This is a genomic window from Devosia sp. Root105, from assembly GCF_001424865.1.
In the GTDB taxonomy this organism is placed as follows: domain Bacteria; phylum Pseudomonadota; class Alphaproteobacteria; order Rhizobiales; family Devosiaceae; genus Devosia_A.
Genome location: NZ_LMCR01000012.1, coordinates 829,465 through 851,876 on the forward strand (window position 1 = coordinate 829,465; position 22,412 = coordinate 851,876).

The following is a 22,412-nucleotide window of genomic DNA, read 5'->3' on the forward strand; positions in this document are numbered from 1 at the left end:
GATGCCGTTGTCTCGCAGACTATTCGCCATCGGGCTGGCGCTCGCCGCCAGCACCCCGTTCATGTCCTTTGCCGCCGCACAGGAAACCGTCACGCTGTGGAGCTGGCGCACCGAGGACCAGGCCGCCATGGGTCGCATCTTCGCGGCCTTCGAGGCGGCCAACCCCGACATCAAGGTGGACCTGCAGTTCACCCCCGACGCCGACTACCAGAACCGGCTGGCCACCGCGCTGCGCGGCGGCAAGGGCCCCGACATCGCCCAGCTCAAGGCCTATGGCGAGCTGCAGCCGCTGGTCGAGGCCGGCTATCTCGAGCCGCTGAACGACAGCGTGCCGGCTATTGCCGAGATGCCTGAGACCGCCACCGGTGGCGTGATCAGCGTTGCCGACGGCAAGTTCTACGGCGTGCCGTATTCGGTGCCGGTGCTCGGCGTGTTCTACAACACCGCCCTGTTCGAAGCGAATGGCGTTGCGGTGCCGACCACTTACGCCGAGTTCCTCGCGGCCTGCGAGAAGCTGAAGGCCGCCGGGATCACGCCGATCGCCAGCGGCGGGGCGCAGGGCTCGGCCTGGGCGCTCGAGATCGGCGTCGGCATGATCGGCCCGACCATCTACGGCGCCGACTTCTACGGCGAGATGATGTCGGGCAAGGCGACATTCGAAGACCCGCGCTTCATCGCCACGCTGAAGCGCTTCGCCGAGCTGAAGCCCTACTACTCGGATGGTTTTGCCGGCATCGACTACACCACCTCGACGCAGCAGTTCATCAACGGCCAGGCCGCGATGTTCTTCGGCGGCTCGTGGGAGAATGGCAGCTTCAAAGCGCAGAACCCGGACCTGAAGTTCTCGGTGTTCGCGTTCCCGGGCGATGCCGCCACCGACAAGCCGCTGGTCGCGGCCTTCTCGGATGGCTCGTACGGGCTGGTGGCCGACAGCGAGAAGAAGGAAGCGGCGACCAAGGTGCTGAACTTCATCGCTTCGCCCGAGTTTGCGCAGCTGTTCGCCGACGAGCTCGGCTGGCCGGCGGCGCGTCCCGACGTGACCTCGGAAGATCCGGTGCTCAAGGCGATGATCGCGATGCAGGGCAACACCACGCCCTATCTCAGCCTCGTCGGCTACCGCTGGCAAACCCCGACGGCCTCGTCGGTGATCCAGGCCGAAGTGATCGACATGGTCGAGGGCAACATCACGCCCGAAAAGCTCGCCGCCGACGTCAATGCGGCGGTCAGCACCTGGTTCAAGCCCAAGCCGTAACGACACTGGCGGCCTGCCCCGGCGGGCCGCCCTCCCCTCTTCCGGACCTCCGCACGATGAGCGACGCCGCCAACCGCACCGAACCTGCCAGGCTGTCACGGCACCTTGCCGCGCTCGGCTTCGTGCTGCCGGCGCTGCTGATCTACGGGCTGTTCGTGCTCTACCCGCTGCTGACCTCGCTGTGGGGCAGCCTGTTCGAGTGGCGCGGGCTGCGCCAGCTCGATTTCTCGTGGTTCAACAACTACCTGCGGCTGTTCACCTTTCCCAATTCGGAGAAGCTGTTCGGGGCGCTCTGGCACAATGTGGCGTGGTTCTTCGGCATCATGCTGTTCCAGAACGGCTTTGGACTGATCCTCGCCTACCTGCTGTTCTGGTCGCGGAAAGGCGCGAACTTCTTTCAGTCGGTGTTCTTCTTTCCGGCGGTGCTGAGCCCGGTGATCGTCGGCGCGCTGTGGCGGCTGCTGCTGGCGCCGAACGGCGTGGTCGAATGGATGCTCAACGGCCTTGGCCTGCATGAGGGCCGGCTGACGGTGCTCGGCGATTCCGGCTGGGCGCTGTGGGTGCTGATCGCCATCGATGCGTGGAACTGGATGGGCCTGCCGGTGCTGATCTTCACCGCCGGGCTGCGCCAGATCTCCTACGAGGTGTTCGAGGCCGCCAAGCTCGACGGCGCCGGCTCCACCCGCATGCTGACCACGGTGGCGCTGCCGCTGCTGGTACCATCGATCTCGTCGGTGACGACGCTGAGCTTCATCAACACCTTCAACCAGTTCGACATCGTCTATGTGATGCAGGGCGTGCAGGGGAACCCGAACTTTTCGACCGACACGCTGGTCACCTATTTCTACCGCCTGGCGTTCGGCGCCGAGGGCGCGGTGGGCATCACCGATATCGGTCTGGCGCTGGCGCTCGGCACCATGCTGTTCCTGTTGCTGAGCGTCGGCACCTTGCTGCTGCTGCGCGCCTTCGACCGCGCGACGGTGCAGCCATGACTCCGGCCGGTTTCCTCGCCCGCCTGCCACGCTGGCTGGTGCTGCTCGGCTGGACCGTGGTGGTGCTGCTGCCGCTCTATGCGCTGGTAGTCTCGTGCTTCAAGACCACGCAGCAGATCTATGCCGATCCGCTGGGCCTGCCGCAGAGCCTGAGCCTCGACAACTTCATCAACGCCTGGCAGCGCGCCGACCTGGGGCGCAACCTGATCAACAGCCTCATTGTCACCGGCGGCGCGGTGATCGTCACCATCGTCGTCGCGGCGATGGCGGCCTACCCGCTGAGCCGCTACGGCCTCAAATGGGGCGTCTGGATGCTGGCGCTGTTTCTTGCCGGCATCATGCTGCCGATCCGCCTTGCCTCGGTCGAACTGTTCACGCTGATGCGCGACCTCGAGCTGCTGGACAGCCATCTCGGGCTGATCTCGGTCTATGTCGCGATCCGCATTCCGTTCGCCATTTTCATCTTCGCCAACTTCATGCGGGTGCTGCCGCGCGAGCTGGAGGAGGCAGCGCGGCTGGATGGAGCGGGCGAGTTGCGCATCCTGTTCAGCATCATCCTGCCGGTGGTGGCGCCGGCGGTATCGATCGTCGCCATATTCACCACCATCGCGGTGTGGAACGACTTCTTCTTCCCGCTGATCTTCATCTTCGACAACAGCCTCAAGACGGTGCCGCTGGCGATCACCGGTTTCGTCGGGCAGTTCCGCACCGACTGGGGCATGGTGTTTGCCTCATTGGGCATCTCGCTTGCCCCGGTGCTGGCGATGTATCTGCTGTTGGCGCGCCAGATCCGCGAAGGCGCTGCGGCGTCGGGAGCCGTGAAATGATCGAAGCCCAGGTTTATGCCGCCAAGCGCATTCTCGTGGTCGGGGCGCATGCCTTCGACGCCGAAGTGATTGCCGGGCCGCTGGCCTTCGTCGCAGCGGCGCGTGGGGCCGAGGTGACGTTCCTGCACCTGACCATGGGTGAGCAGGGGCACCGCTGCCTCGCGCCACCGCTCTATGCCGAGCAGAAGCGGAGTGAAGCAAGCGCGGCCGCCGAGCGGCTGAGGATAGGCTGGCGCAGCCTCGACCTGCCCGATGGGTTCCTCCCCAGTGACGACGCCACGGCGCTCGCGGTGTGCGATGTGCTGCGTGAGTTGAAGCCCGAGGTGGTGATCACCCACTGGCAGGGCAGCTGGCACAAGGACCACCGGGCAGCGAGCGAGCTCACCAAGACGGCGGTGTTTTACGCGGCGCTGCCGACGCTCGAGCGGGCGCTGCCGGTGCACTCCCCTGCCCTGCTGCTGTTCGGCGAGAACTGGGAGGACGATGAAGGGTTCGTGCCGACACACCTCGTCGACGTCACCGAGGGCTTTGCACCGTGGCGCGAGGCGGCCGAGAAGTATGAGCTGGCGCGTGGACTGAGCTCGTTCCCCTACATGGATTATTACGCCTCGCTGTACCGGCTGCGCGGCTGCATCCGCGGCACGACCTATGCGCAGGCGTTCATGAGCACTTCGAACTCATGGAATGCGGGTGCCGGGCTGTTTGCCCCACCGGTGGGATCGGGGGCGCGATGACCGAGACGATCCTCGCCATCGATCTCGGCGGCACGCGCTTCCGCGCCGGCATTGCCGATCTCGACGATCCGGCAGCCGTGCGCGCCGTGGGCGAATGGGCGGCGCCGCAGACCCTGGCGGCGTTCATGGAACTGCTGACCCAGCAACTGAGCGCGCACCAGGCGACGCGGCTGGGGCTTGGCATTCCCGGGCTGGCGCAGGGGACGGTGTGCCGCTGGGTGCCCAACCTCGGCTATCTCGACGGGTTGGACCTCGCGACCGAGTTGCCCGGTGTCTCGGTGGGGCTCGGCAATGATGCGCAGTTCGCGCTGCTCGCCGAGGTTTCGGCCGGGTCGGCCAAGGGGCTGGAGGATGCGATCCTGCTCGCCATCGGCACCGGCATCGGCTCCTCCGTGCTGGCCGGCGGGCGGATCGTCGCCGGCAATGGCGGCGCGGCCTGTTCGTTCGGCTGGGCGGTGGCTGACCTCCATGACCCCGGCGAGGACCGCAGCGGCTGGCTGGAGCGGCAGGCCTCGGGCCGGGCGCTCGATGCGGCCGCGCGGTCGATCGGGCTGGCTGACGGTGCGACACTGGTGCGAGCGGCGCGCGGGCGTGACCCTGCAGCGATCGAGGCGCTGACGCCTGCCATGCAGGCGCTCGGTGCGGCGCTGGCGGGCGCCGTTGCGCTCCTCGCGCCCGAGGCCATCATTTTCGCCGGCGGCGTCGCGGCATCGCTGGATGTGCTGAGGCCGCTGCTGCTACCGGCGCTGCACCGGCAACTGCCGCCGCATTTGAGAGCAATCGATATCCGCCCCGGACAGTTCGGGCCGAAGGCGGGACTGGTGGGCGCGGCATTTGCCGGCGCCTATGGGCCGAACTGGAGGAATGGGCATGGATGAACCACACGGTCTCATAAAGCCCGATCGGCGGCGGCCGGAGCCGCTGTGGCATCAGGCCGAGATGGCGCTGCGTGAGCTGGTCGAGCGCGGCGAATGGAGCTCGGGCATGCAGATCCCCAACGAGGATCGGCTGGGCGAGATGCTGGGGATTTCGCGGATCACGCTGCGCCATGCCCTGCGCAACCTCGAGGAAGCCGGGCTGCTGCGGCGCGAACATGGACGCGGTACGTTCGTGCGTTCGGCCACGGTCGTCGCCGGCGTGCGCGGGCTCACCAGCTTCACCGACGAGATGAAATCGCTGTCGCTGCAGGCCGGGACCCGGCTGATCGAAGCCAACCGCGTGCCGGCCGATGAAGAGATGGCCGATGCGCTGGAGATCGCGATCGGCGATCCCGTGGTGCAGCTCAAGCGCCTTCGGCTCGGCAACGGCATGCCGATCGGCATCCAGGCCAGCCACCTGCCCGAGGTGCGGGTGCCCGGGCTGCTGGAAGACGCGGCGAACGTGCAGTCGCTCTATGGCTGGCTGAAGGAGCGCTGCGGCATCAGCCCGGTGAAGGCCAAGGAAGTCTACCGCGTCGGCAGCGTCGCGGCGGCGGATTCCGAACTCCTCCAGCTTACGGCGGGTACGCCGGCCTTCGAGGTCGAACGCATCGCCTATGACGCGAGGGGGCCGTTCGAATACGCCCTCTCCACCATGCGGGCGGACCGCTACGAGATCCGCTCCACCCTCTACGTGTAACGCTTTGTTCTGAAAGGCAAACCTATGTCCACCCTCTATATCAGCAAGCTCGTGAAGATCGCCGAGGCGGCGGCCGAAGCGAATGCCGACGCCTTCGACAAGGCCTCGTCCGCGGTCGCGGAAACCCTCGCCAACAAGGGCCTGGTGCATCTCTACGGTTCGGGTCACTCGGTGCTGCCGGTGCAGGAAACCTACCCGCGCTACGGCTCCTATGTCGGCTTCAACCCGCTGACCGACCCGCGCGTCATGTGGCACAACATCCTGGGCGCCGGTGGCGTGCGCGAGCTGCTGTGGCTCGAGCGTACCGAGAAGTATGCCGAGAAGTTCCTCGACCATCAGCCGCTGAACGCCGGCGACACCATCGTGATCTTCGGCCATTCCGGTTCGAACGCCTCGGGCATCGATACGGCGCTCTACGCCAAGGAGCGTGGGCTGACGGTGATCGCCATCACCGCGCAGTCGAACGCATCGAAGCCCGCGACGCACTCGTCGGGCAAGCGCCTGCCGCATGCCGCCGACATCGTCATCGACACCGGCTCGCCGGTGGAAGATGCCATCGTCAACATCAAGGGCTGGTCGCGTCCGGTGGCCGGTTCCTCGACGGTGCTTGCCATGATGATGATGCACGAGCTCCTCGCCGAGAGCGCCCAGAAGCTCGCCGACCGCGGCATCGAGCTGCCGGTGTTTGCTTCGCCGACCATCCCGGGCGTGACGCTGCACGACACCGACATCATCTACGGCCAGTACCGCGAGCGCATGCTGGAAGCGCAGCAGAAGCACCTGCCGCAGTTCAAGAAGTCCATGGCCAAGGAAGGCTGACGGACGAGTCCCGGGCGGAAGCTGACCCTGACGCCCGGGACGTTTCTCTACCATGACCCAGACACTCACTGCCTATACCGGCGCCCGCATCTTCGATGGCGAGACGTGGCACGATGATGCCGCGCTCGTCGTCGCTGACGGCGTCGTGCAAACCATCGGCGATGCTCCCACTGGCGCCACGCGCGTGCCCCTCGATGGCGGGGTGCTGGCGCCCGGGCTGATCGATCTGCAGGTGAATGGCGGTGGCGGGCACCTGGTGGGGCCGGGAACCACCGCGGACGACTTGGGCGTGGTCTGCGCCACGCACCGCGCATTCGGGGTGACCGGGCTGCTGCCGACGCTGATCACCGACACGGGCGAAGTCACCGACGCGGTGCTGGCGGCCGGGGCCGAGGCGGCGCGGCGGCAAGTGCCGGGTTTTCTTGGGCTGCATCTCGAGGGGCCGCATCTATCGCTCGCGCGAAAGGGGGCGCACGATCCGGCGCTGATCCGGCCGATGGATGAGGCGGACCTGGTGCGGCTGGAGCGGGCGCGCGGCGCCCTGCCCCACCTGCTGGTGACAGTCGCCGCCGAGACGGTAACGCCGGAGCAGATTGCCCGGTTGGTGCGCGCCGGCATCGTCGTCAGCATCGGGCATTCGGATGCTTCGTTCGAGGTGACTTCGGCGGCGATGCGGGCCGGGGCGAGCATGGCGACGCACCTGTTCAACGCGATGAGCCAGATCGGCAACCGCGACCCTGGCGTGGTCGGCGCGGCGCTGCACCATGGCAGCGTCTGGGCCGGACTGATCGCCGATGGCATTCACGTGCACCCGGCGACACTGGGGCTGGCGCTCAGGGCCAAGACCGGACCGGGACGGATATTCCTCGTCTCGGATTCGATGTCGCAAGCCGGTACTGACTTGACGAGCTTCTCGCTCAACGGACGAACGATCTACCGCCAGGACGGCGCATTGCGGCTCGGCGACGGCACACTGGCCGGGGCCGACCTGACACTCGATGCCGCGGTGCGGTACATGCACCTGACGTTCGGGCTGGAGCTAGGTGAGTGCCTGAGGATGGCGTCACTCTATCCCGCGCAGGCGATCGGGGCGAAGGGGTTGGGGCGATTGGTGCCCGGAGCCGAAGCTGATCTCGCGTGGCTGAATAGCGAGCTGAAGCCTCGCGTTTTGCCTCGATAAGCCCCTCCAACTCGGTGTCATCCCAGCGAAAGCTGGGACCCAACTATCAGCTGGCGCGGGTTGTGAAATGGGTCCCAGCTTTCGCTGGGATGACAGCCGGTGGGTGTGTAATCACCGGGAGCATTTCGCGTTCTCGCGCCCTCGCACCGCAAAAGTCTGCAACTCTTGCTTATCGCCCCGACCTACTCCCGAAAACTATAGCGCGGGGCGGTTTCGGGTTGCAGCAGGATGGCGCGCAGGTCGCTGTCGCCGGCCGCGTAATCGACCATCTCGGCCGGCGGTTTCGACATGGCCTGCACCCCGATCCAGCCGGCGACCAGCACGCCGACGAGAATGCCGGCGCCGGTGAAGCGGTATTTGCGGGCGCGCTTGGCGATCCGTCCGGGCAGCAACAGCAGCCAGACCACGGGGATCAGCAGGAGGAGAAAGAGCAGTTCCATCTCGGGGAACCTCGCACTCATTCCCGTGCACTCTACCGGATCGTGGTTAAGGATTGGTGTGGAGCACCCTCTCGACCCGCCGCGGGCCGTAGACGCCGGGCGTTGCCGCTGCTACGCATAGGCGTCTAGTAAAGCGGTTTACAAAAAACAATGACAAGCAAATTCAAGACGGTGTTCGGCGACAAGAAGCCGGTGATTGCCATGGTGCATCTGGGGGCGCTGCCGGGCGCGCCGCTGCACGACTACGAGGGGGGCGTGGAGGCCATCGTCGAGGGGGCCCGCAAGGACCTCGTGGCGCTGCAAGCGGCCGGGTTCGATGCCGTGATGTTCGGCAACGAGAATGACCGGCCGTATGAATTCGAGGTCGATACCGCCTCGACCGCGACCATGGGCTACGTGATCGGGCGGCTGCGCTCGGAGATCACCGTGCCGTTCGGCGTCAACGTTTTGTGGGATCCGGAGAGTTCGATCGCATTGGCTGCGGCGACCGGCGCGCGCTTCGTGCGCGAGATCTTCACCGGCACCTATGCCTCAGACATGGGGCCGTGGACGCCGGATGCCGGCAAGGCGATGCGCTATCGCGACCGGCTGGGCCGGCAGGACCTGGCGCTGCTCTACAATGTCTCGGCCGAGTTCGCCTATTCGCTGGACCAGCGGCCGCTGAGCGACCGGGCCCGCAGCGCGGTGTTCTCGTCGATCCCCGATGCGATCCTTGTTTCGGGCGCGATCACCGGTGAGGCGGCCAAGATGGTCGACCTCGAAGCGGTGAAGAAGGCGCTGCCGACCACGCCGGTACTGGCCAATACCGGCGTGAAGCACGCGACGGTGGCCGAGGTGCTCAACGTCGCCGACGGCTGCATTGTCGGCTCGTCGCTGAAGGTCGATGGCGACACCTGGAAGGCCGTGGATGCCGACCGGGCCGCCGAGTTTATGCGGCTGGTCCGCGCGGCGCGGGGGTATTGATGAGCCTCAAGCAATGGGTAATCGACCTGATGCTCATTCCCGGGCTCTCGGGCTATGAGGGACGGGTCAGGAAATATCTGAAGGCAGCGATGGCGGGGCTGGGGATCACCTCCACGACCGACCGGCTGGGCAACCTGATCGCGACGCTGCCGGGCGACAAGGGTGCGCCCAGCGTCATGCTGTTCGCGCATATGGACCAGCTCGGCCTGATCGTGAGGAAGATCGAGCCGAACGGGATGGTTCGCGTCGAGCGGCTGGGCGGCGTACCGGAACGGGCCCTGCCGTCGACGGAGGTGCTGTTCTGCATCGGCGAAGGCGCCGATGTGCCTGGGCTGATCGCGCATAAGAGCCACCACGCCACATCGCAGGACGAAAAGTACAAGGTGCTGCCCTACCCCGAGCTCTATATCGACGCCGGGTTCAAATCGGCGGCCGAGGTGCTGGCGGCAGGGATCGATGTGGGAACGCCCATCGTCTACGCGCCCAAGGTGACCGAACTCGCCAATGGACGGATCGCCGGCACGGCAGTGGACGATCGTGCCGCCTGCGCGGTGATGATCGAGGTGGCGAAGGCGCTGGTCGACGTGAAGAAGCGGCCGACGGTGCATTTCGTCTTTTCCGTGCAGGAGGAGTTCAACCTCCGCGGCGCGGTGACGGCGGCGCAGGTGCTGATGCCCGATGTGGCGATCCAGCTCGACCTGATCCTTGCGACCGATACCCCCGACATGGCGGCGCGTGGCGACGTGAAGCTCGGCGGCGGCCCGGCGATGTCGCTCTACTCGTTCCACGGGCGCGGCACGCTGAACGGCACGCTGCCGCATCCGGCGATGGTGAAACTGTTCGAAGACAGCGCCATGGCGAAAAAGCTGCCGCTGCAGCGCAGCGCCCATATCGGGGCGCTGACCGACCTCAGCTATGTGCAGCTGGTTGGCCAGGGCGTCGCCTCGATCGATGTCGGCTTTCCGATGCGTTATTCACACTCATCACTGGAAGTCTGCGACATGGCCGACCTCGAGCAGCTGACGACACTGCTGGTGGAGGCGCTGCCGCGGATCGACAGCAAGTTCAGCCTCGATCGGGACGATTACATCGGATGAGGCACTATCTCGGCATCGATATCGGGACGTTTGAATCGAAGGGCGTGCTGGTGGATGCGGAGGGGCGGATCGTCGCCAGCGCCGCCCGGCCGCACAAGATGCTGGTGCCGCAGCCTGGTTGGGCCGAGCACCGGCCGCGCGAGGACTGGTGGGGCGACTTCTGCTTTCTGAGCCAGAAGCTGATCGCCGACAGCGGCGTCATGCCCTCAGACATCGTCGCGGTGGCGGCAAGCGCCATCGGCCCCTGCATGCTGCCGGTGGATGCAGAAGGCGAGCCGCTGATGAACGGCGTGCTCTATGGGGTCGACACCCGGGCGGCCAAGGAGATCGAGGAGCTGACGGCACGGATCGGCGAGGACGTGCTGCTGAGCCGCTGCGGCAACGCGCTGACCAGCCAGTCGATCGGGCCCAAGATCCTGTGGCTGAAGCGGAACCGGCCGGAGCTCTATGCGAAAACCGCGAAGATCCTGACCTCGACCACTTACATCGTCCACAAGCTCACCGGCCGCTATGTGATCGACCACTATTCGGCGGCCAACTTCTCGCCGCTCTACGATGTCGAAAAGCTCGAGTGGACCGACGAGCTGGCCGACGACATCATCGGGCTGGAGAAACTCCCCGAGGCGATCTGGACCACCGACATTGCCGGCACGGTGACGGAGGCAGCTGCTGCTGAGACGGGTCTCGCAGTGGGGACGCCGGTGACGACGGGGACGATCGATGCGGGCGCCGAGGCGCTGAGCGTCGGGGTGCTCGACAGCGGCGACATGCTGCTGATGTACGGCTCGACCATCTTCATCATCGAGATCACGCCGGTCCGGGTGCCGGATGCGCGGCTCTGGTACGCGCCGTGGTTCTTCCCGGGCAAGCACGCCGCCATGTCGGGGCTCGCGACTTCGGGGACGCTCAGCCACTGGTTCCGCGAGCAGTTCGGCAAGGAGTTGGATCCGGCGACTGCGGTGATGGCATTGGCGCTCGAGGCGGAGGGTTCGCCGCCCGGCGCCAACGGGCTGGTGATGCTGCCCTATTTCTCGGGCGAGCGGACACCCATCCACGACACCGAGGCCAAGGGCGTGCTGTTCGGCATGAACCTGACGCACACCCGCGGCGATATCTACCGGGCGCTGTTCGAGGGCATCGCCTTCGGCACGCACCATGTGTTCGAGACCTATGCCGATGTGGGACAGCCACCCAAGGCGATCCTCGCGGCCGGCGGCGGCACCAAGAACCGGGTTTGGGCGCAGGCGACCTCGGACGTGTCGGGCCGAACGCAGATCGTGCGGCAGAAGACGGTGGGAGCGTCCTATGGCGATGCGTTCATCGCGGCGCTGGCGATCGGCGATGTGCAGCCGGACGATATCCGGACCTGGAACCCGGTGGACCACCAGATCACTCCGGACGAGACCCTCCGCGAACTCTACGAGCGGCAGTATCGGGTGTTCCGGGAGCTCTATGAGCGAAACAAGGATTTGATGCGGGAGCTTTAGCCCGGCATCGAGCTCTCGGCTCACCCCCTCCGAGCTTCGCAAGATCGCTTCGCTCTCAAGCTTCGCTTGCCTCCCCCATCAAGGGGGAGGTGGGGCCGGTATGCTGGGCCGGATGGTGCCCCAGCCACCGGCCAGCACCCTCCCCTTGACGGGGAGGGGTGCGAGTGTGACGCCGGCGTTTCCGGCCCCTACCCCTTCACGCTGCCGGCCGTCAGCCCGCGGATGATGTAGCGTTCGAGCAGCACGCCGACGACAACCAGGGGGGCGATGGCGGCGGTGGAGAGGGCGGCCATGCTCCACCAGTTGATGCCCTGTGAACCAGTCTGGCTGGCGACCATCACGGGGAGCGTTTTCGCGCTGGAACCGGTGAGAAGCGCGGCGAAGAAATACTCGTTCCAGCAGAGGATCAGGCTGAGGATGAAGGCGGCGACCATGCCGGGAAGCGCCATCGGCAGGATGATGCGGAAGAAGGTGCCCCAGGGGCCGAGGCCATCGACCTGCGCGGCTTCATCGAGCTCGATCGGGATGGTGTCGAACTGGTCCTTCATGATCCAGATGACGATCGGCAGGACCGTCAGCGTGTAGAGCAGGACGAGGCCGATGATGCTGTCGAGCAGCGCCAGCTCGCGGTAGAGCACGAGAAAGGGCAGCGCCAGGACGACCGGCGGCAGGATCAATTGACTGAGAAAGAAGAAGCTCAGATCCTGGTTCTTCATCCAGAGGAACTTGTACTGGAAGCGGCTGAGGCCGTAGGCGGCGAGCGAGCCGATCAGCACCGCGAGGAACGAGGCGCCGAAGGCGGTGTAGACCGAATTAAGGAAGCGGCCGAGGAACTCGTCGCGGACGGTCGAGACCTGCCCGATGGTATCGGGCGAGAGGCCGAGCGAGCGCCAGCCCAGCCAGTTGGGCTGGAAATCCACCCACGGGATCAGGTGGCCGAGCTGCACATCCTTGGCCACCTTCATCGAGGTGGTGATGGTCCAGTAGACCGGGAACAGCGACACGAAGGCCCAGGCCACCAGCGCGGCATAGATGCCGACCTTGCCGGCGATATGCTTCAGGCGCCGGGCACCAGCACCGGCATCGGCGGCGGTCGCGGCGGAGAGTGTTGCTTCGGCGGCCATCAGGTCATCCTCTGCATGTGCCTGCGCAGGAACTTCAGCAGCAGGGTGATGAAGATCACGATCAGCACCAGATAGAACATCGCGAGCATGGTGCCGTAGCCGACGTTCGAGCGGTCACGGTACTCGCGATAGATGAAGCTCGAGACGCTGTCGGTGGCGCCGCCGGGACCGCCCGAGGTGACAGTGATGATGATATCGGCGAGCTTGAGCTTGAAGATGATGCGCAACACGATCGCGGTGATCGAGACCGGCAGCATCAGCGGGAAGATCACCTGCCAGAAGCGCTGCCAGGGCGACGCACCATCGACCTTGGCGGCCTCGATGACCTCCTTGGGCATGGCCTGGAGGCCCGCCAGCAAGAGGATCATCACGAACGGGATCGACACCCAGGCATCCATCGCCTCGATCCACAGCCGCGCGACCCAGGGATCGGTGAAAAAGCTCGGGTTGTTGAAGCCCAGCCACCGAGCGAAGCGCGCCACCGGGCCGAAGCGGTATTCGAGCATCGACTTGCCGACCATCCAGCTGACGGCGACCGGCGACAGCATCAACGGGATGAGGAAGACGACGCGCCAGAATTTCCGGGCGCGGATCTCGGCGTTGAGCAGCAGGGCGAGGCCAAAAGCGACGGCGTACTCGACGAGCACGAACAGCACATAGATCACCATGTTGCGCATGGCGTTCCAGTAGAACGGGTCGCGGACCAGCTGCACCAGGTTGTCGAAGCCGTTGAACTTCTGGCCGGTCAGCGAGGCGAGGTTCCAGTCGGTGAAGGCGATGGACAGGCCGAACAGGGTCGGAAAGATCGCCATGGCCACGGTGAACAAGGCCGCCGGCAGAATGAACAGCGCCTTGAGCCCGGCCTCGCCGCGCGCCATCACCATGCCGACCCCGAGCGCCACGGCCCAGAGCAGGTAGGCGTAAAGCGTGGGGCGCCAATCCTTGAGACCGAGTGGCAATATGCCGGCGGAGTTAAGCGCCTGGAGCAGGCCGACGGCGAGGAAGAGAACGCTGGCAGCGGCAATGAGCGCCCTGCCCCCGTCTTTGCGGCGACGCGAGATGGCGCCGTAGCTCGGTGATTCAGTCAACGCCATCCACGCCTCTTGGACAGTTCTCGTTCCGAACTAAATCGGCTGGTGACGGTCCGCCACCAGCCGTGGATTGTCAATCACGCCATACGCGGTGCTACATGCCGAGCGATGCCTTGTAGAGCTTGATCTGGTTGTCGCGACCGATCTGGTCGGTGATCTTCTCCCAGGCGGCGGCGATAGCGTCGGCGGTTTCCTGGGCACCGGCGTACTGGCCGTTGATGCCCTTCACCAGTTCGTCCTCAGCGATCGAGTAATACTGGAAGATGCCGGGGATACGGGGCTCGATGGCAGCGTTCGGGTGGTTGTAGCTGTCAAGGTTGGAGCCGAGGTAATCCTCGACGAAGGCGCGATCGTAGCCCGCAGCCACCCACTCATCGTACTGGAAGTGCGAGTTGCGGTAGGGCTGGAAGCCCGACGGATAGGCCGCGGTCCACAGCGAGATGTCCTTGCCGCCCAGATGTGCGGCGGCGGACCAGGCGGCCTTGCGCTTCTTCTCGTCGCCGGAGACGCGGCTCGTGACGTACACGCCCCAGCCGATATAGGCCATGTTGGGAGCGAAGTTCTCTTTCTCCTCCCAGGCGCTGGTCTTGGAGTTGTAGACCTTCTTGGCGCCGGGGTTGATGGAGAAGCCGACCACATCGCCGACCACCGAGGTATCGGAGGTGCGGGCGTTGGAGCCGACATCGCCCCACCAGGTGAGGGCCGCGCCGGTGCCGCCGAGGAACTGCGAGAAGGCAGTGGCGTTCGGGTCGGCATTCAGCTGATCAGGCGGATAGGCGTTGGCCTTCACGAGGTCGAGCACATCCTGGATGGCCTGCACCCAGGCCGGGTTGTTGACCCGCGGCTTCATGGTGTCGGGGTCGAACAGCCAGGCCGGATCGTCCGGATGCTTGGCATAAGCGGCCGCGCGGTCCTCGAGGAAATAGAAGCCGAAGCCACCCCACTGATACTTCAGCGGATCGATGAAGCCGTAGGCCGGGGTTCCGGTGATCGGATCGTTCTTGCCGGTAAGAGCGGTGGCCAGCGCCGGGAAATCTTCCCAGTGCGTCGGCACGTCGGCCATGCCGCTGATCGAGCCATCGCCGAAATAGTCCTTGCGGTAGGCGAAGGTGTGGCAGTCGCCGTCGATGTTGATGCGGTAGGTCTTGCCGTCCCAGGTGCCGACCGGCGCCTTGAGATAGTTCACCAGATCGTCCGCCTCGATCTGGGTCGCGACCCAGTCGGGCATCTCGTCGAGCAGGCCCTTGCCAGCGGTGTCGCCCTCGAAGGGCGCGCCCATCTCGACGATGTCGAAATCGACGGTGCCGGTGGCGATCGACTGCTGCAGGCGCGGATTGTAGTCGGCCTGGGCCAGGTCGATCCAGTTGATCTTGGCGCCGGTATAGGCCTCCCACGGCTTGAGGAAGCCGCGGAACAGGAAGTTATGCAGGTTCTGGTTGTTGAGCCCCATGAAGGTCAGCTCGACGCCGGCAAATTCGCCCTCGGCGACGTTGGCCTTGGTGGCGGCGAGGCAGAGTTCACCGACCTTCTGCCAGTCGGCATCGGTGGGCGAGCCCTTGCCGACGCCGGGGATCTGCAGGATCTGGGCGCGCACGCTGTCCTGGGCGAAGGCGCGGCCGGCGAAGGTGCTGCTGAGCGCAGTGCCGGCGGCGAGCGCGGCCGCACCCTTCATGAAGCTGCGACGGCTGGCCTGGATGGCCGCAATCCGGTTGTAGAGTTCGAGTTTCACGTCTGTTCTCCCTCAAAGCGCCGCTTCCAGCGGCGTTGTCGCCTCCGCGCCGGCGCTCGATGGGAAACTGAACGTGCAGGTCGGGCCGCGCCACGGCGCAACCCAAGTCCCTCAACCCCTGCCGACGTCCCTCCCCAGGGAGCGCTCCCTTATATGCGGGATGCTGAGGAATGGTATGGAGCTAACATGTTAGAAGTCAACATGTTGGCGAGACCTCGGAGCCCCTGCAGCGCACAAAGTGGGGGTTGCATTCATCAGTGAGTAGTGAATGCTTTCACCAGTGAATGCACTATTTCGGCAGGAGCGCCTCCCGGCTTTGCTCGCTCGATGGGCGCTCCAGGTGTTTTGCTGGTCACGCTTTCGAACCGGAAAAGTCTGCAACTTTTCCTGAAAGCGCTTTAGGCCTCGGGTGGCAGCACACCCTTTTTGAGGATGAAACAGCCGTAGAAGCGGCGCTCGCCGGTTTGAATCACCGCGTAGGAGTGCTTGGCTGCCTCGTAGAAGGCAAAGCGCTCGATCGAGCCCATCGGCGAGGGCTTGCCCTCGGCCTTGTCGATCGCCGCCTGCACTTCGAGCTGCACCGGTGGCACCTCGTCGGGCTTGCCGACGATCTCCATGCGCAAAGCCGGGTGCGGCACGAAGCTGTCGAGCGGCATCAGCGACAGAATCGCCTCGGCCGCACGGCCGGCAGTGACATTCTCGAGCTTCAGCAGCTTGCCGTAGACGGTCTGGCGGGCAATCGAATCCGAGGGAAAATTCATGTCGGCGATGATCAAATCGTCGCCGTGGCCCATGGACTTGAGCGCATGCAGCACGTCGGCATTCAGAACGGGATCGAGCCCCTTGAGCATGGTTTCCTCCTCCAAGGATGAGGCTGATTAGCATGCGGACACCAGGTGTGCATCCCCGACTGCCGCCCCGATCTCCCCAGCGCACCGCGGTAGCAGATCATGGGCATTGCGGCTAAGGTCCGCCAGCGAAAGGGGACGACCAAACGATGACGATCCTGGTGACCGGCGGCGCGGGCTTCATCGGCTCAAACTTTGTGCTCGATTGGCTGGCGGCCAACGATGAGCCGGTGGTGACGCTTGACGCTCTGACCTATGCCGGCAACCTCGCCAACCTCACGTCGCTCGCCGGCGACAGCCGACACCAGTTCGTGCGCGGCTCGATCGGCGACGGCGCCCTGGTCGGCCGATTGCTGCGCGGACACGACGTGCGGGCCGTCATTAATTTCGCCGCGGAGAGCCATGTCGACCGGTCGATCTCCGGCCCTGCGCCGTTCTTCGAGACCAATGTGATGGGGACGCTGCACCTGCTCGAGGCAGTGAAGGCCTATGTCACCGGGCTCGAGGAGACGAAGCGGCGGAATTTCCGCTTCCTCCACGTCTCGACCGACGAGGTCTATGGCACGCTGGCGCGCGACGAGGCGCCGTTCGCCGAGACCAATTCGTACAAGCCGAACAGTCCCTATGCGGCGTCGAAGGCCTCATCCGACCACCTGGTGCGGGCCTATGGCGAAACCTATGGGCTCGCGACCATCGTTACCAACTGCTCGAACAATTACGGGCCGCTGCAATTTCCTGAGAAACTGATTCCGCTGATCGTCCATAACGCATTGAACGGCAAGGCTTTGCCGATCTATGGCGATGGGCTGCAGGTGCGCGACTGGCTGTATGTCGGCGACCACTGCTCGGCACTGCGCCGGGTGCTCGAGGCCGGCACGCCGGGCGAGACCTACAATATCGGCGGCGACAACCAGAAGACCAATATCGAGGTGGTACGGACCATCTGCGCGTTGCTCGATGCCAGGCGACCGCGGCCCGATGGCGCGAGCTACGCAGCGCAGATCACTCATGTGACCGACAGGCCGGGGCATGACCGGCGCTACGCCATCGACCCCACCAAGCTTGCCGGCGAGCTCGGGTGGCGCCCCGCAGTGGTGTTCGAGGAGGGCCTGGCGAAGACCGTCGACTGGTACCTTGGCAACGAAGCCTGGGTTACCGACGTGACCAATGGCGCCTATCGCGAATGGGTGGCGAGGCAGTACGGATGAGACTGCTGATCCTGGGACGCGACGGCCAGGTCGGCACCGCGCTGACGCAATTGCTGGCCCCGCTCGGTACGATCGTTGCGTTCGGCCGCGAGGGCGCGGACCTGGCACACCCGGAAGGGCTGGCGAGGGTCGTCGACCGCGAGCAGCCGGACGTGATCGTCAATGCCGGCGCCTACACCGCCGTCGACCAGGCCGAGAGCGAACCCGAGCTGGCGCAGCTGGTGAATGCCGATGGGCCGGCCGCACTGGCCCGCGCGGCGGCAGAACGCGATGCCTGGCTGATCCACTACTCCACCGACTACGTGTTCGATGGCGAGAAGCCAGGACCCTATGTCGAGGATGATGCGACGGCGCCGCTCAACGTCTATGGCGCAAGCAAACGCGCCGGCGAGCAGGCGATCGGCAAGGCGGACGGCAAGCACCTGATCTTTCGGACCAGCTGGGTGCACGCGCCGGGTCGCAGCAACTTCGTCGCCAAAGTTCTGGGGCTGGCGCAAAGCCGTGACGAGCTCAGGGTGATCGACGACCAGGTTGGGGCGCCGACCAGCGCCCGGCTGATTGCCGAGGTAACGGCCCGAGCCGTGGCGCAGATCGCCCACGACCGCCCGCTCGCCCGCGGCATCTACCACCTTGCCGCGGCAGGCGAGACGAGCTGGCACGGCTATGCAAGCTACGTCATCGGCGAAGCTGCTCGGCGGGGCGTACCACTTAAGCTGCGCCCGGAGCGAGTGCTGCCGGTACCTTCCAGCGCCTTCCCCTCACCGGCCAGGCGGCCGCACAATTCGCGCCTTTCCACGCACAAGCTGCGTAGCGCGCTCGGCATCGAGCTGCCCGACTGGCAAGCCGACGTGCTGGGAACGCTCGATACCCTGCTTCCGGAGACCACCCGATGACGCGCCGCGGCATCATTCTCGCCGGCGGCGCCGGGACGCGCCTCCACCCCGCGACACTGACGGTCTCCAAGCAGCTGCTGCCGGTCTACGACAAGCCGATGATCTACTATCCGCTGTCGACGCTGATGAGCGGCGGCATGCGCGAAGTGCTGGTGATCTCGACGCCGGAGGACCTGCCGCGGTTCCGCACCCTGCTCGGCGACGGCCGGCAATGGGGGATGGAACTGAGCTACGTGGTGCAGCCGAGCCCGGACGGGCTGGCGCAGGCGTTCATCCTCGGCGCGGATTTCGTCCGCGGCGGCCCCTCGGCGCTGATCCTCGGCGACAACATCTTCTTCGGCCATGACCTGACAAAACTGCTGCAAGTCGCCGACCGGCAGGCGCAGGGCTCGACGGTGTTCGCCTATCACGTGAACGACCCCGAGCGTTATGGCGTGGTGGAGTTCGACCATGCCGGTGCGGCGATCTCGATCGAGGAGAAGCCTGAGCTCCCCAAATCGAACTACGCCGTGACCGGGCTCTATTTCTACGACGCCGAAGTGGTCGAGCTGGTGCGGAGCCTGAAACCATCGGCGCGCGGTGAGCTTGAGATCACCGACCTCAACCGCCTCTATCTGGAGCGTGGCACCCTCAATGTACAGCGGATGGGCCGCGGCTTTGCCTGGCTCGACACCGGTACACATGACTCACTGCTCGAGGCTGGGCAGTTCATCGCAACGCTGGAGAAGCGGCAGGGCTTCAAGGTCGCCTGCCCGGAGGAAATCGCCTGGCGTAACGGCTGGATCGACGATGAAGCGCTGGCGCGACTCGCACAGCCACTTAGAAAGAGCGGCTACGGCATGTATCTCATGGCGCTGCTGCGCGAAGGGCGAGGCTGATGGACGTCGAGCGACTGGACATCGATGGGTTGATGGTGTTCGAGCCGCGCGTATTCGAGGACGAGCGCGGCGCCTTCTTCGAGAGCTTCAACGAGGCCAGGTTCCGCGAGGCGACTGGTTTCGACGGCAACTTCGTGCAGGACAACCACTCGATCAGCCACAAGGGCGTGCTGCGCGGGCTGCACTACCAGCTGCCGCCGCACGCCCAGGGCAAGCTGGTGCGCGTGCTCGCCGGCGCCGCGTTCGACGTCGCCGTGGATATTCGCGAGGGTTCGCCCACGTTCGGCAAATGGGCGGGGGTGGAACTCAGCGCGGCGAACCGCAAGCAGCTCTGGATCCCAGCCGGGTTCGCGCACGGGTTCCTGGCGCTCGAGCATGGGACCGAGTTCTTGTACAAGACCACCGATTTCTGGCACGCGGCGAGCGACCGCAGCATCCGCTGGGATGATCCGGAGATCGCCGTGGCGTGGCCATTGACCGGGGCTCCGGTGGTTTCGCGAAAGGATGCGGCGGCGCCGAGTCTGGCGGCCGCCACTCGAGGCGACTGAGGCAGGCGAGCCTGCGACAGATTACGCCGGCTGCAGCTCCGGCTTCACCTCTTCGAGCTCGATCAGCGTGCCGTCGAAATCCTTGGGGTGAAGGAACACCACCGGCAGGCCGTGGGCGCCGATCCTGGGTTTGCCGTCACCGAGCACACGGGCGCCGGCTTCGACCAGCGTGCGGATAGACGAGGCGATGTCAGGCACCTCGTAGCAGACGTGATGCATGCCGCCCGAAGGATTACTCGCGAGGAACTTGGCGACCGGCGAGTTCTCGCCCAAAGGGGTCATCAGTTCGATCTTGGTGTTCTCGAGCTGGACGAAAACCACGGTAACACCGTGCTCGGGCAGGTCGTGCGGATGATGCACGTCGGCGCCGAGCAGGTCGCGGTATTTCGCGGCAGCGGCGGCGAGATCCGGGACGGCGATGGCGACATGGTTGAGCCTGCCGATCATCGATTACTCAGCCTTCCCTCGATCTGGTTCAGCACCGAGAACGCGGCTTCCAGCACGTTGGTGCCGGGGCCGAAGATCTCCGCCACACCGGCCTCACGCAGGAAGTCATAGTCCTGTTCGGGAATGACACCGCCAACGATGACGGTGACGTCGCCGAGCCCCCTGCCCCGGAGTTCGCCGATCAGCTCGGGGACCAGCGTCTTGTGGCCGGCGGCGAGGGAGGAAACGCCGACGGCGTCGACCTTCAGCTCGGCGACGTGGTCGGCAACCTCAGGGGCTGTCTCGAACAGGTCGCCCATATGGACGGTGAAACCGAGATCGGCGAAGGCGGTGGCGATGACCTTGGCGCCACGATCATGCCCATCCTGCCCCATCTTGGCGATGAACAGCGCCGGCGAGCGCTTTTCCTTGTCTCTGAATGCGGCAATTCGGCTGGTGAGCTGGGCGTACTGTGGATCTGCGGCATAGCTTTCCGCATAAACGCCGGAGATGACGCGGGTGATCGCCGAGTGGCGGTTGAAGACCTGCTCGAGGGCAGCGGAAATCTCGCCCAGGGTGGCGCGGGCGCGGGCGGCGGCGATGCTGGCGGCGAGCAGGTTGCCGTTGGACTTCGCCTCTTTCTGCAATGACATGAGGGCAGCGACCACGGCGTCTGGGTTGCGGGCGCGGCGGATTTCGGCGAGGCGGGCGACCTGTTCGTCGCGCACCTTGTTGTTGTCGATTTCGCGGATAGCGATCGGCGCTTCGTTCTCGAGCCGGTAGCGGTTGACGCCGACGATGACATCCTCGCCGCGATCGACGCGGGCCTGGCGCAGGGCGGCGGCCTTCTCGATCTCCAGCTTCGGGGTACCGGCCTGGACGGCGGCGGTCATGCCGCCCTGAGCCTCCACCTCGGCAATCAAGGCGCTGGCGCGCTCCACCAGGTCGGCGGTGAGGGCTTCGATGTAGTAGGAACCGCCGAGCGGGTCGACGACGTCGGTGACGCGGCTCTCGTGCTGCAGGATCAACTGGGTGTTGCGGGCGATGCGCGCCGAAAATTCCGTCGGCAGCGCAATGGCTTCGTCGAAGGAGTTGGTGTGGAGGCTCTGGGTGCCGCCGAGCACGGCGGCGAGGGCCTCGATGGTGGTGCGGACGATGTTGTTGTGCGGGTCCTGCTCAGTCAGCGACACGCCGGAGGTCTGGCAGTGGGTGCGCAGCACCAATGACTTTGCGTCTTTGGCGCCCAGTTGGGTCATGAACTTGTGCCAAAGGGTGCGGGCGGCACGGAGCTTTGCCACCTCGAGGAAAAAGTTCATGCCGATGCCGAAAAAGAAGCTCAGCCGCGGCGCGAAGGCATCGATATCGAGACCCCGCGCCTGCGCCGAGCGGACATACTCGATGCCGTCGGCAATGGTGTAGGCCAGCTCCTGCACCGCCGTCGCCCCGGCCTCGTGCATGTGGTAGCCCGAGATCGAGATCGAGTTGAACTTGGGCATATGCTCGGCGGTATAGGCGATGATGTCGCCGACGATCCGCATGCTCGGCGCCGGCGGGTAGATGTAGGTGTTGCGGACCATGAACTCCTTGAGGATGTCGTTCTGGATGGTCCCGTCGAGCTGCGCCTGCTTCACCCCCTGCTCTTCCGCCGCGACGATGAACATCGCGAGCACCGGCAGCACCGCGCCGTTCATGGTCATCGACACGCTCATCTGATCGAGCGGGATGCCGTCGAACAGCACCTTCATGTCCTCGACGCTGTCGATAGCGACACCGGCCTTGCCGACATCACCGGTCACCCGTGGATGGTCGCTGTCATAGCCGCGGTGGGTGGCGAGGTCGAAGGCGACGCTCAGGCCCTTCTGCCCGGCAGCGAGGTTCTTACGATAGAAGTCGTTGGACTCGCGCGCCGTGGAGAAGCCGGCATATTGCCGAATGGTCCAGGGGCGGTTGGCGTACATGGTGGCGCGGACGCCACGGGTGAACGGCGCGGCGCCGGGAACGCCGGGATCGGCGGCGGCGTCTTCCGGGAAGTAAGCCGGCTTGATCGGGAGATCGCCGTAGTCGCGGTTCAGCGACTCCACGGGGGTGTCGCGAAGGTCTTTCCGGGCGAGTTTTGACCAGTCGGCGAAGATGGGTTTCCCAGTCATCGGGGCTCCCCTCCCCCCTCCCCACCCCTCCCCGCGAGGGGGAGGGTGCCCGCTGGTGCATGGGGCACCATCGAGACTGTTGCGCTGAACGGCACCTCCCCCCTTGCGGGGG

The 22,412-nt window shown here is 65.6% G+C and carries 22 protein-coding genes; 15 read left to right on the plus strand and 7 right to left on the minus strand.

Annotation, left to right across the window (positions count from 1 at the left end; translation table 11 throughout):
• Window position 1 precedes the first annotated feature (1 nt).
• Genes ASC68_RS12680 through nagA form a run of 8 tightly spaced genes read left to right on the plus strand, consistent with a single transcriptional unit; the run spans window position 2 to window position 7,421 of the window.
• Complete coding sequence (locus ASC68_RS12680) at window positions 2-1,252, plus strand: extracellular solute-binding protein (RefSeq protein WP_055879442.1); 1,251 nt, start codon at window positions 2-4, stop codon at window positions 1,250-1,252.
• Window positions 1,253-1,308: 56 nt separating this feature from the next.
• A complete protein-coding gene (locus tag ASC68_RS12685) occupies window positions 1,309-2,244 on the plus strand; it encodes a sugar ABC transporter permease (RefSeq protein ID WP_055879445.1) in 936 nt (311 codons plus the stop codon).
• On the plus strand, window positions 2,241-3,071 hold the full coding sequence (locus tag ASC68_RS12690) for a carbohydrate ABC transporter permease (protein ID WP_055879447.1): 831 nt from the start codon (window positions 2,241-2,243) through the stop codon (window positions 3,069-3,071). The genes ASC68_RS12685 and ASC68_RS12690 overlap by 4 nt, the downstream gene beginning before the upstream one ends.
• Window positions 3,068-3,805 carry a PIG-L family deacetylase gene (locus tag ASC68_RS12695; protein WP_055879450.1) on the plus strand — a complete coding sequence of 246 codons (738 nt, stop codon included), beginning with the start codon at window positions 3,068-3,070 and terminating at the stop codon, window positions 3,803-3,805. The genes ASC68_RS12690 and ASC68_RS12695 overlap by 4 nt, the downstream gene beginning before the upstream one ends.
• Entirely contained in the window at window positions 3,802-4,683 is an 882-nt protein-coding gene (locus ASC68_RS12700) for an ROK family protein (RefSeq protein WP_055879452.1), read from the plus strand. Before ASC68_RS12695 ends, ASC68_RS12700 begins: the two co-directional genes overlap by 4 nt.
• Window positions 4,676-5,422, plus strand: a complete 747-nt coding sequence (locus tag ASC68_RS12705) for a GntR family transcriptional regulator (RefSeq protein ID WP_055879454.1) — start codon at window positions 4,676-4,678, stop codon at window positions 5,420-5,422. Before ASC68_RS12700 ends, ASC68_RS12705 begins: the two co-directional genes overlap by 8 nt.
• Before the next feature lie 24 nt (window positions 5,423-5,446).
• On the plus strand, window positions 5,447-6,241 hold the full coding sequence (locus ASC68_RS12710; protein ID WP_055879457.1) for a sugar isomerase domain-containing protein: 795 nt from the start codon (window positions 5,447-5,449) through the stop codon (window positions 6,239-6,241).
• Window positions 6,242-6,293: 52 nt separating this feature from the next.
• Window positions 6,294-7,421 carry an N-acetylglucosamine-6-phosphate deacetylase gene (nagA, locus tag ASC68_RS12715; protein ID WP_055879458.1) on the plus strand — a complete coding sequence of 376 codons (1,128 nt, stop codon included), beginning with the start codon at window positions 6,294-6,296 and terminating at the stop codon, window positions 7,419-7,421.
• A gap of 182 nt (window positions 7,422-7,603) precedes the next feature.
• Here the strand turns inward: nagA and ASC68_RS12720 are convergent, their stop codons facing one another.
• Window positions 7,604-7,882, minus strand: coding sequence for a hypothetical protein (locus ASC68_RS12720; RefSeq protein WP_156387325.1), 279 nt, complete (start codon window positions 7,880-7,882; stop codon window positions 7,604-7,606).
• Window positions 7,883-8,011: 129 nt separating this feature from the next.
• Between ASC68_RS12720 and ASC68_RS12725 the strand changes: the two genes are divergently transcribed.
• The 3 genes from ASC68_RS12725 to ASC68_RS12735 are packed head-to-tail and all read left to right on the plus strand — an operon-like array spanning window position 8,012 to window position 11,408.
• On the plus strand, window positions 8,012-8,824 hold the full coding sequence (locus ASC68_RS12725) for a BtpA/SgcQ family protein (RefSeq protein ID WP_055879463.1): 813 nt from the start codon (window positions 8,012-8,014) through the stop codon (window positions 8,822-8,824).
• Window positions 8,824-9,921 (plus strand): M42 family metallopeptidase, encoded by a 1,098-nt coding sequence (locus ASC68_RS12730; protein WP_055879465.1) that lies wholly within the window; start codon window positions 8,824-8,826, stop codon window positions 9,919-9,921. Before ASC68_RS12725 ends, ASC68_RS12730 begins: the two co-directional genes overlap by 1 nt.
• Window positions 9,918-11,408, plus strand: a complete 1,491-nt coding sequence (locus ASC68_RS12735) for an FGGY-family carbohydrate kinase (protein WP_055879469.1) — start codon at window positions 9,918-9,920, stop codon at window positions 11,406-11,408. Before ASC68_RS12730 ends, ASC68_RS12735 begins: the two co-directional genes overlap by 4 nt.
• 188 nt (window positions 11,409-11,596) lie before the next feature.
• Here the strand turns inward: ASC68_RS12735 and ASC68_RS12740 are convergent, their stop codons facing one another.
• The 4 genes from ASC68_RS12740 to ASC68_RS12755 form a co-directional block, all read right to left on the minus strand.
• A complete protein-coding gene (locus tag ASC68_RS12740; RefSeq protein WP_055879472.1) occupies window positions 11,597-12,532 on the minus strand; it encodes a carbohydrate ABC transporter permease in 936 nt (311 codons plus the stop codon).
• The gene (locus ASC68_RS12745) at window positions 12,532-13,626 is read right to left on the minus strand and encodes a sugar ABC transporter permease (protein ID WP_055879474.1); all 1,095 of its coding nucleotides are present in this window, start codon (window positions 13,624-13,626) and stop codon (window positions 12,532-12,534) included. The genes ASC68_RS12740 and ASC68_RS12745 overlap by 1 nt, the downstream gene beginning before the upstream one ends.
• 91 nt (window positions 13,627-13,717) lie before the next feature.
• Window positions 13,718-15,352 carry an extracellular solute-binding protein gene (locus tag ASC68_RS12750; protein ID WP_055879477.1) on the minus strand — a complete coding sequence of 545 codons (1,635 nt, stop codon included), beginning with the start codon at window positions 15,350-15,352 and terminating at the stop codon, window positions 13,718-13,720.
• A 398-nt stretch (window positions 15,353-15,750) separates the two neighbouring features.
• Window positions 15,751-16,203 (minus strand): RbsD/FucU family protein, encoded by a 453-nt coding sequence (locus tag ASC68_RS12755; RefSeq protein WP_055879480.1) that lies wholly within the window; start codon window positions 16,201-16,203, stop codon window positions 15,751-15,753.
• A 146-nt stretch (window positions 16,204-16,349) separates the two neighbouring features.
• Here ASC68_RS12755 and rfbB point away from each other — a divergent pair, with 146 nt between their 5' ends.
• The 4 genes from rfbB to rfbC are packed head-to-tail and all read left to right on the plus strand — an operon-like array spanning window position 16,350 to window position 19,727.
• Window positions 16,350-17,408: a dTDP-glucose 4,6-dehydratase gene (rfbB, locus tag ASC68_RS12760; RefSeq protein ID WP_055879482.1), complete on the plus strand. Its 1,059-nt coding sequence runs from the start codon at window positions 16,350-16,352 to the stop codon at window positions 17,406-17,408.
• A complete protein-coding gene (rfbD, locus tag ASC68_RS12765; RefSeq protein ID WP_055879484.1) occupies window positions 17,405-18,301 on the plus strand; it encodes a dTDP-4-dehydrorhamnose reductase in 897 nt (298 codons plus the stop codon). Before rfbB ends, rfbD begins: the two co-directional genes overlap by 4 nt.
• Window positions 18,298-19,179: a glucose-1-phosphate thymidylyltransferase RfbA gene (rfbA, locus tag ASC68_RS12770; RefSeq protein ID WP_055879487.1), complete on the plus strand. Its 882-nt coding sequence runs from the start codon at window positions 18,298-18,300 to the stop codon at window positions 19,177-19,179. The genes rfbD and rfbA overlap by 4 nt, the downstream gene beginning before the upstream one ends.
• Window positions 19,179-19,727, plus strand: coding sequence for a dTDP-4-dehydrorhamnose 3,5-epimerase (rfbC, locus tag ASC68_RS12775; protein WP_055879490.1), 549 nt, complete (start codon window positions 19,179-19,181; stop codon window positions 19,725-19,727). Before rfbA ends, rfbC begins: the two co-directional genes overlap by 1 nt.
• Before the next feature lie 21 nt (window positions 19,728-19,748).
• On the opposite strand, the gene mce is transcribed toward rfbC, so the two are convergent.
• A complete protein-coding gene (gene mce, locus ASC68_RS12780; RefSeq protein WP_055879493.1) occupies window positions 19,749-20,174 on the minus strand; it encodes a methylmalonyl-CoA epimerase in 426 nt (141 codons plus the stop codon).
• A complete protein-coding gene (gene scpA / locus ASC68_RS12785; protein WP_055879496.1) occupies window positions 20,171-22,300 on the minus strand; it encodes a methylmalonyl-CoA mutase in 2,130 nt (709 codons plus the stop codon). The genes mce and scpA overlap by 4 nt, the downstream gene beginning before the upstream one ends.
• Between the last annotated feature and the right edge of the window lie 112 nt (window positions 22,301-22,412).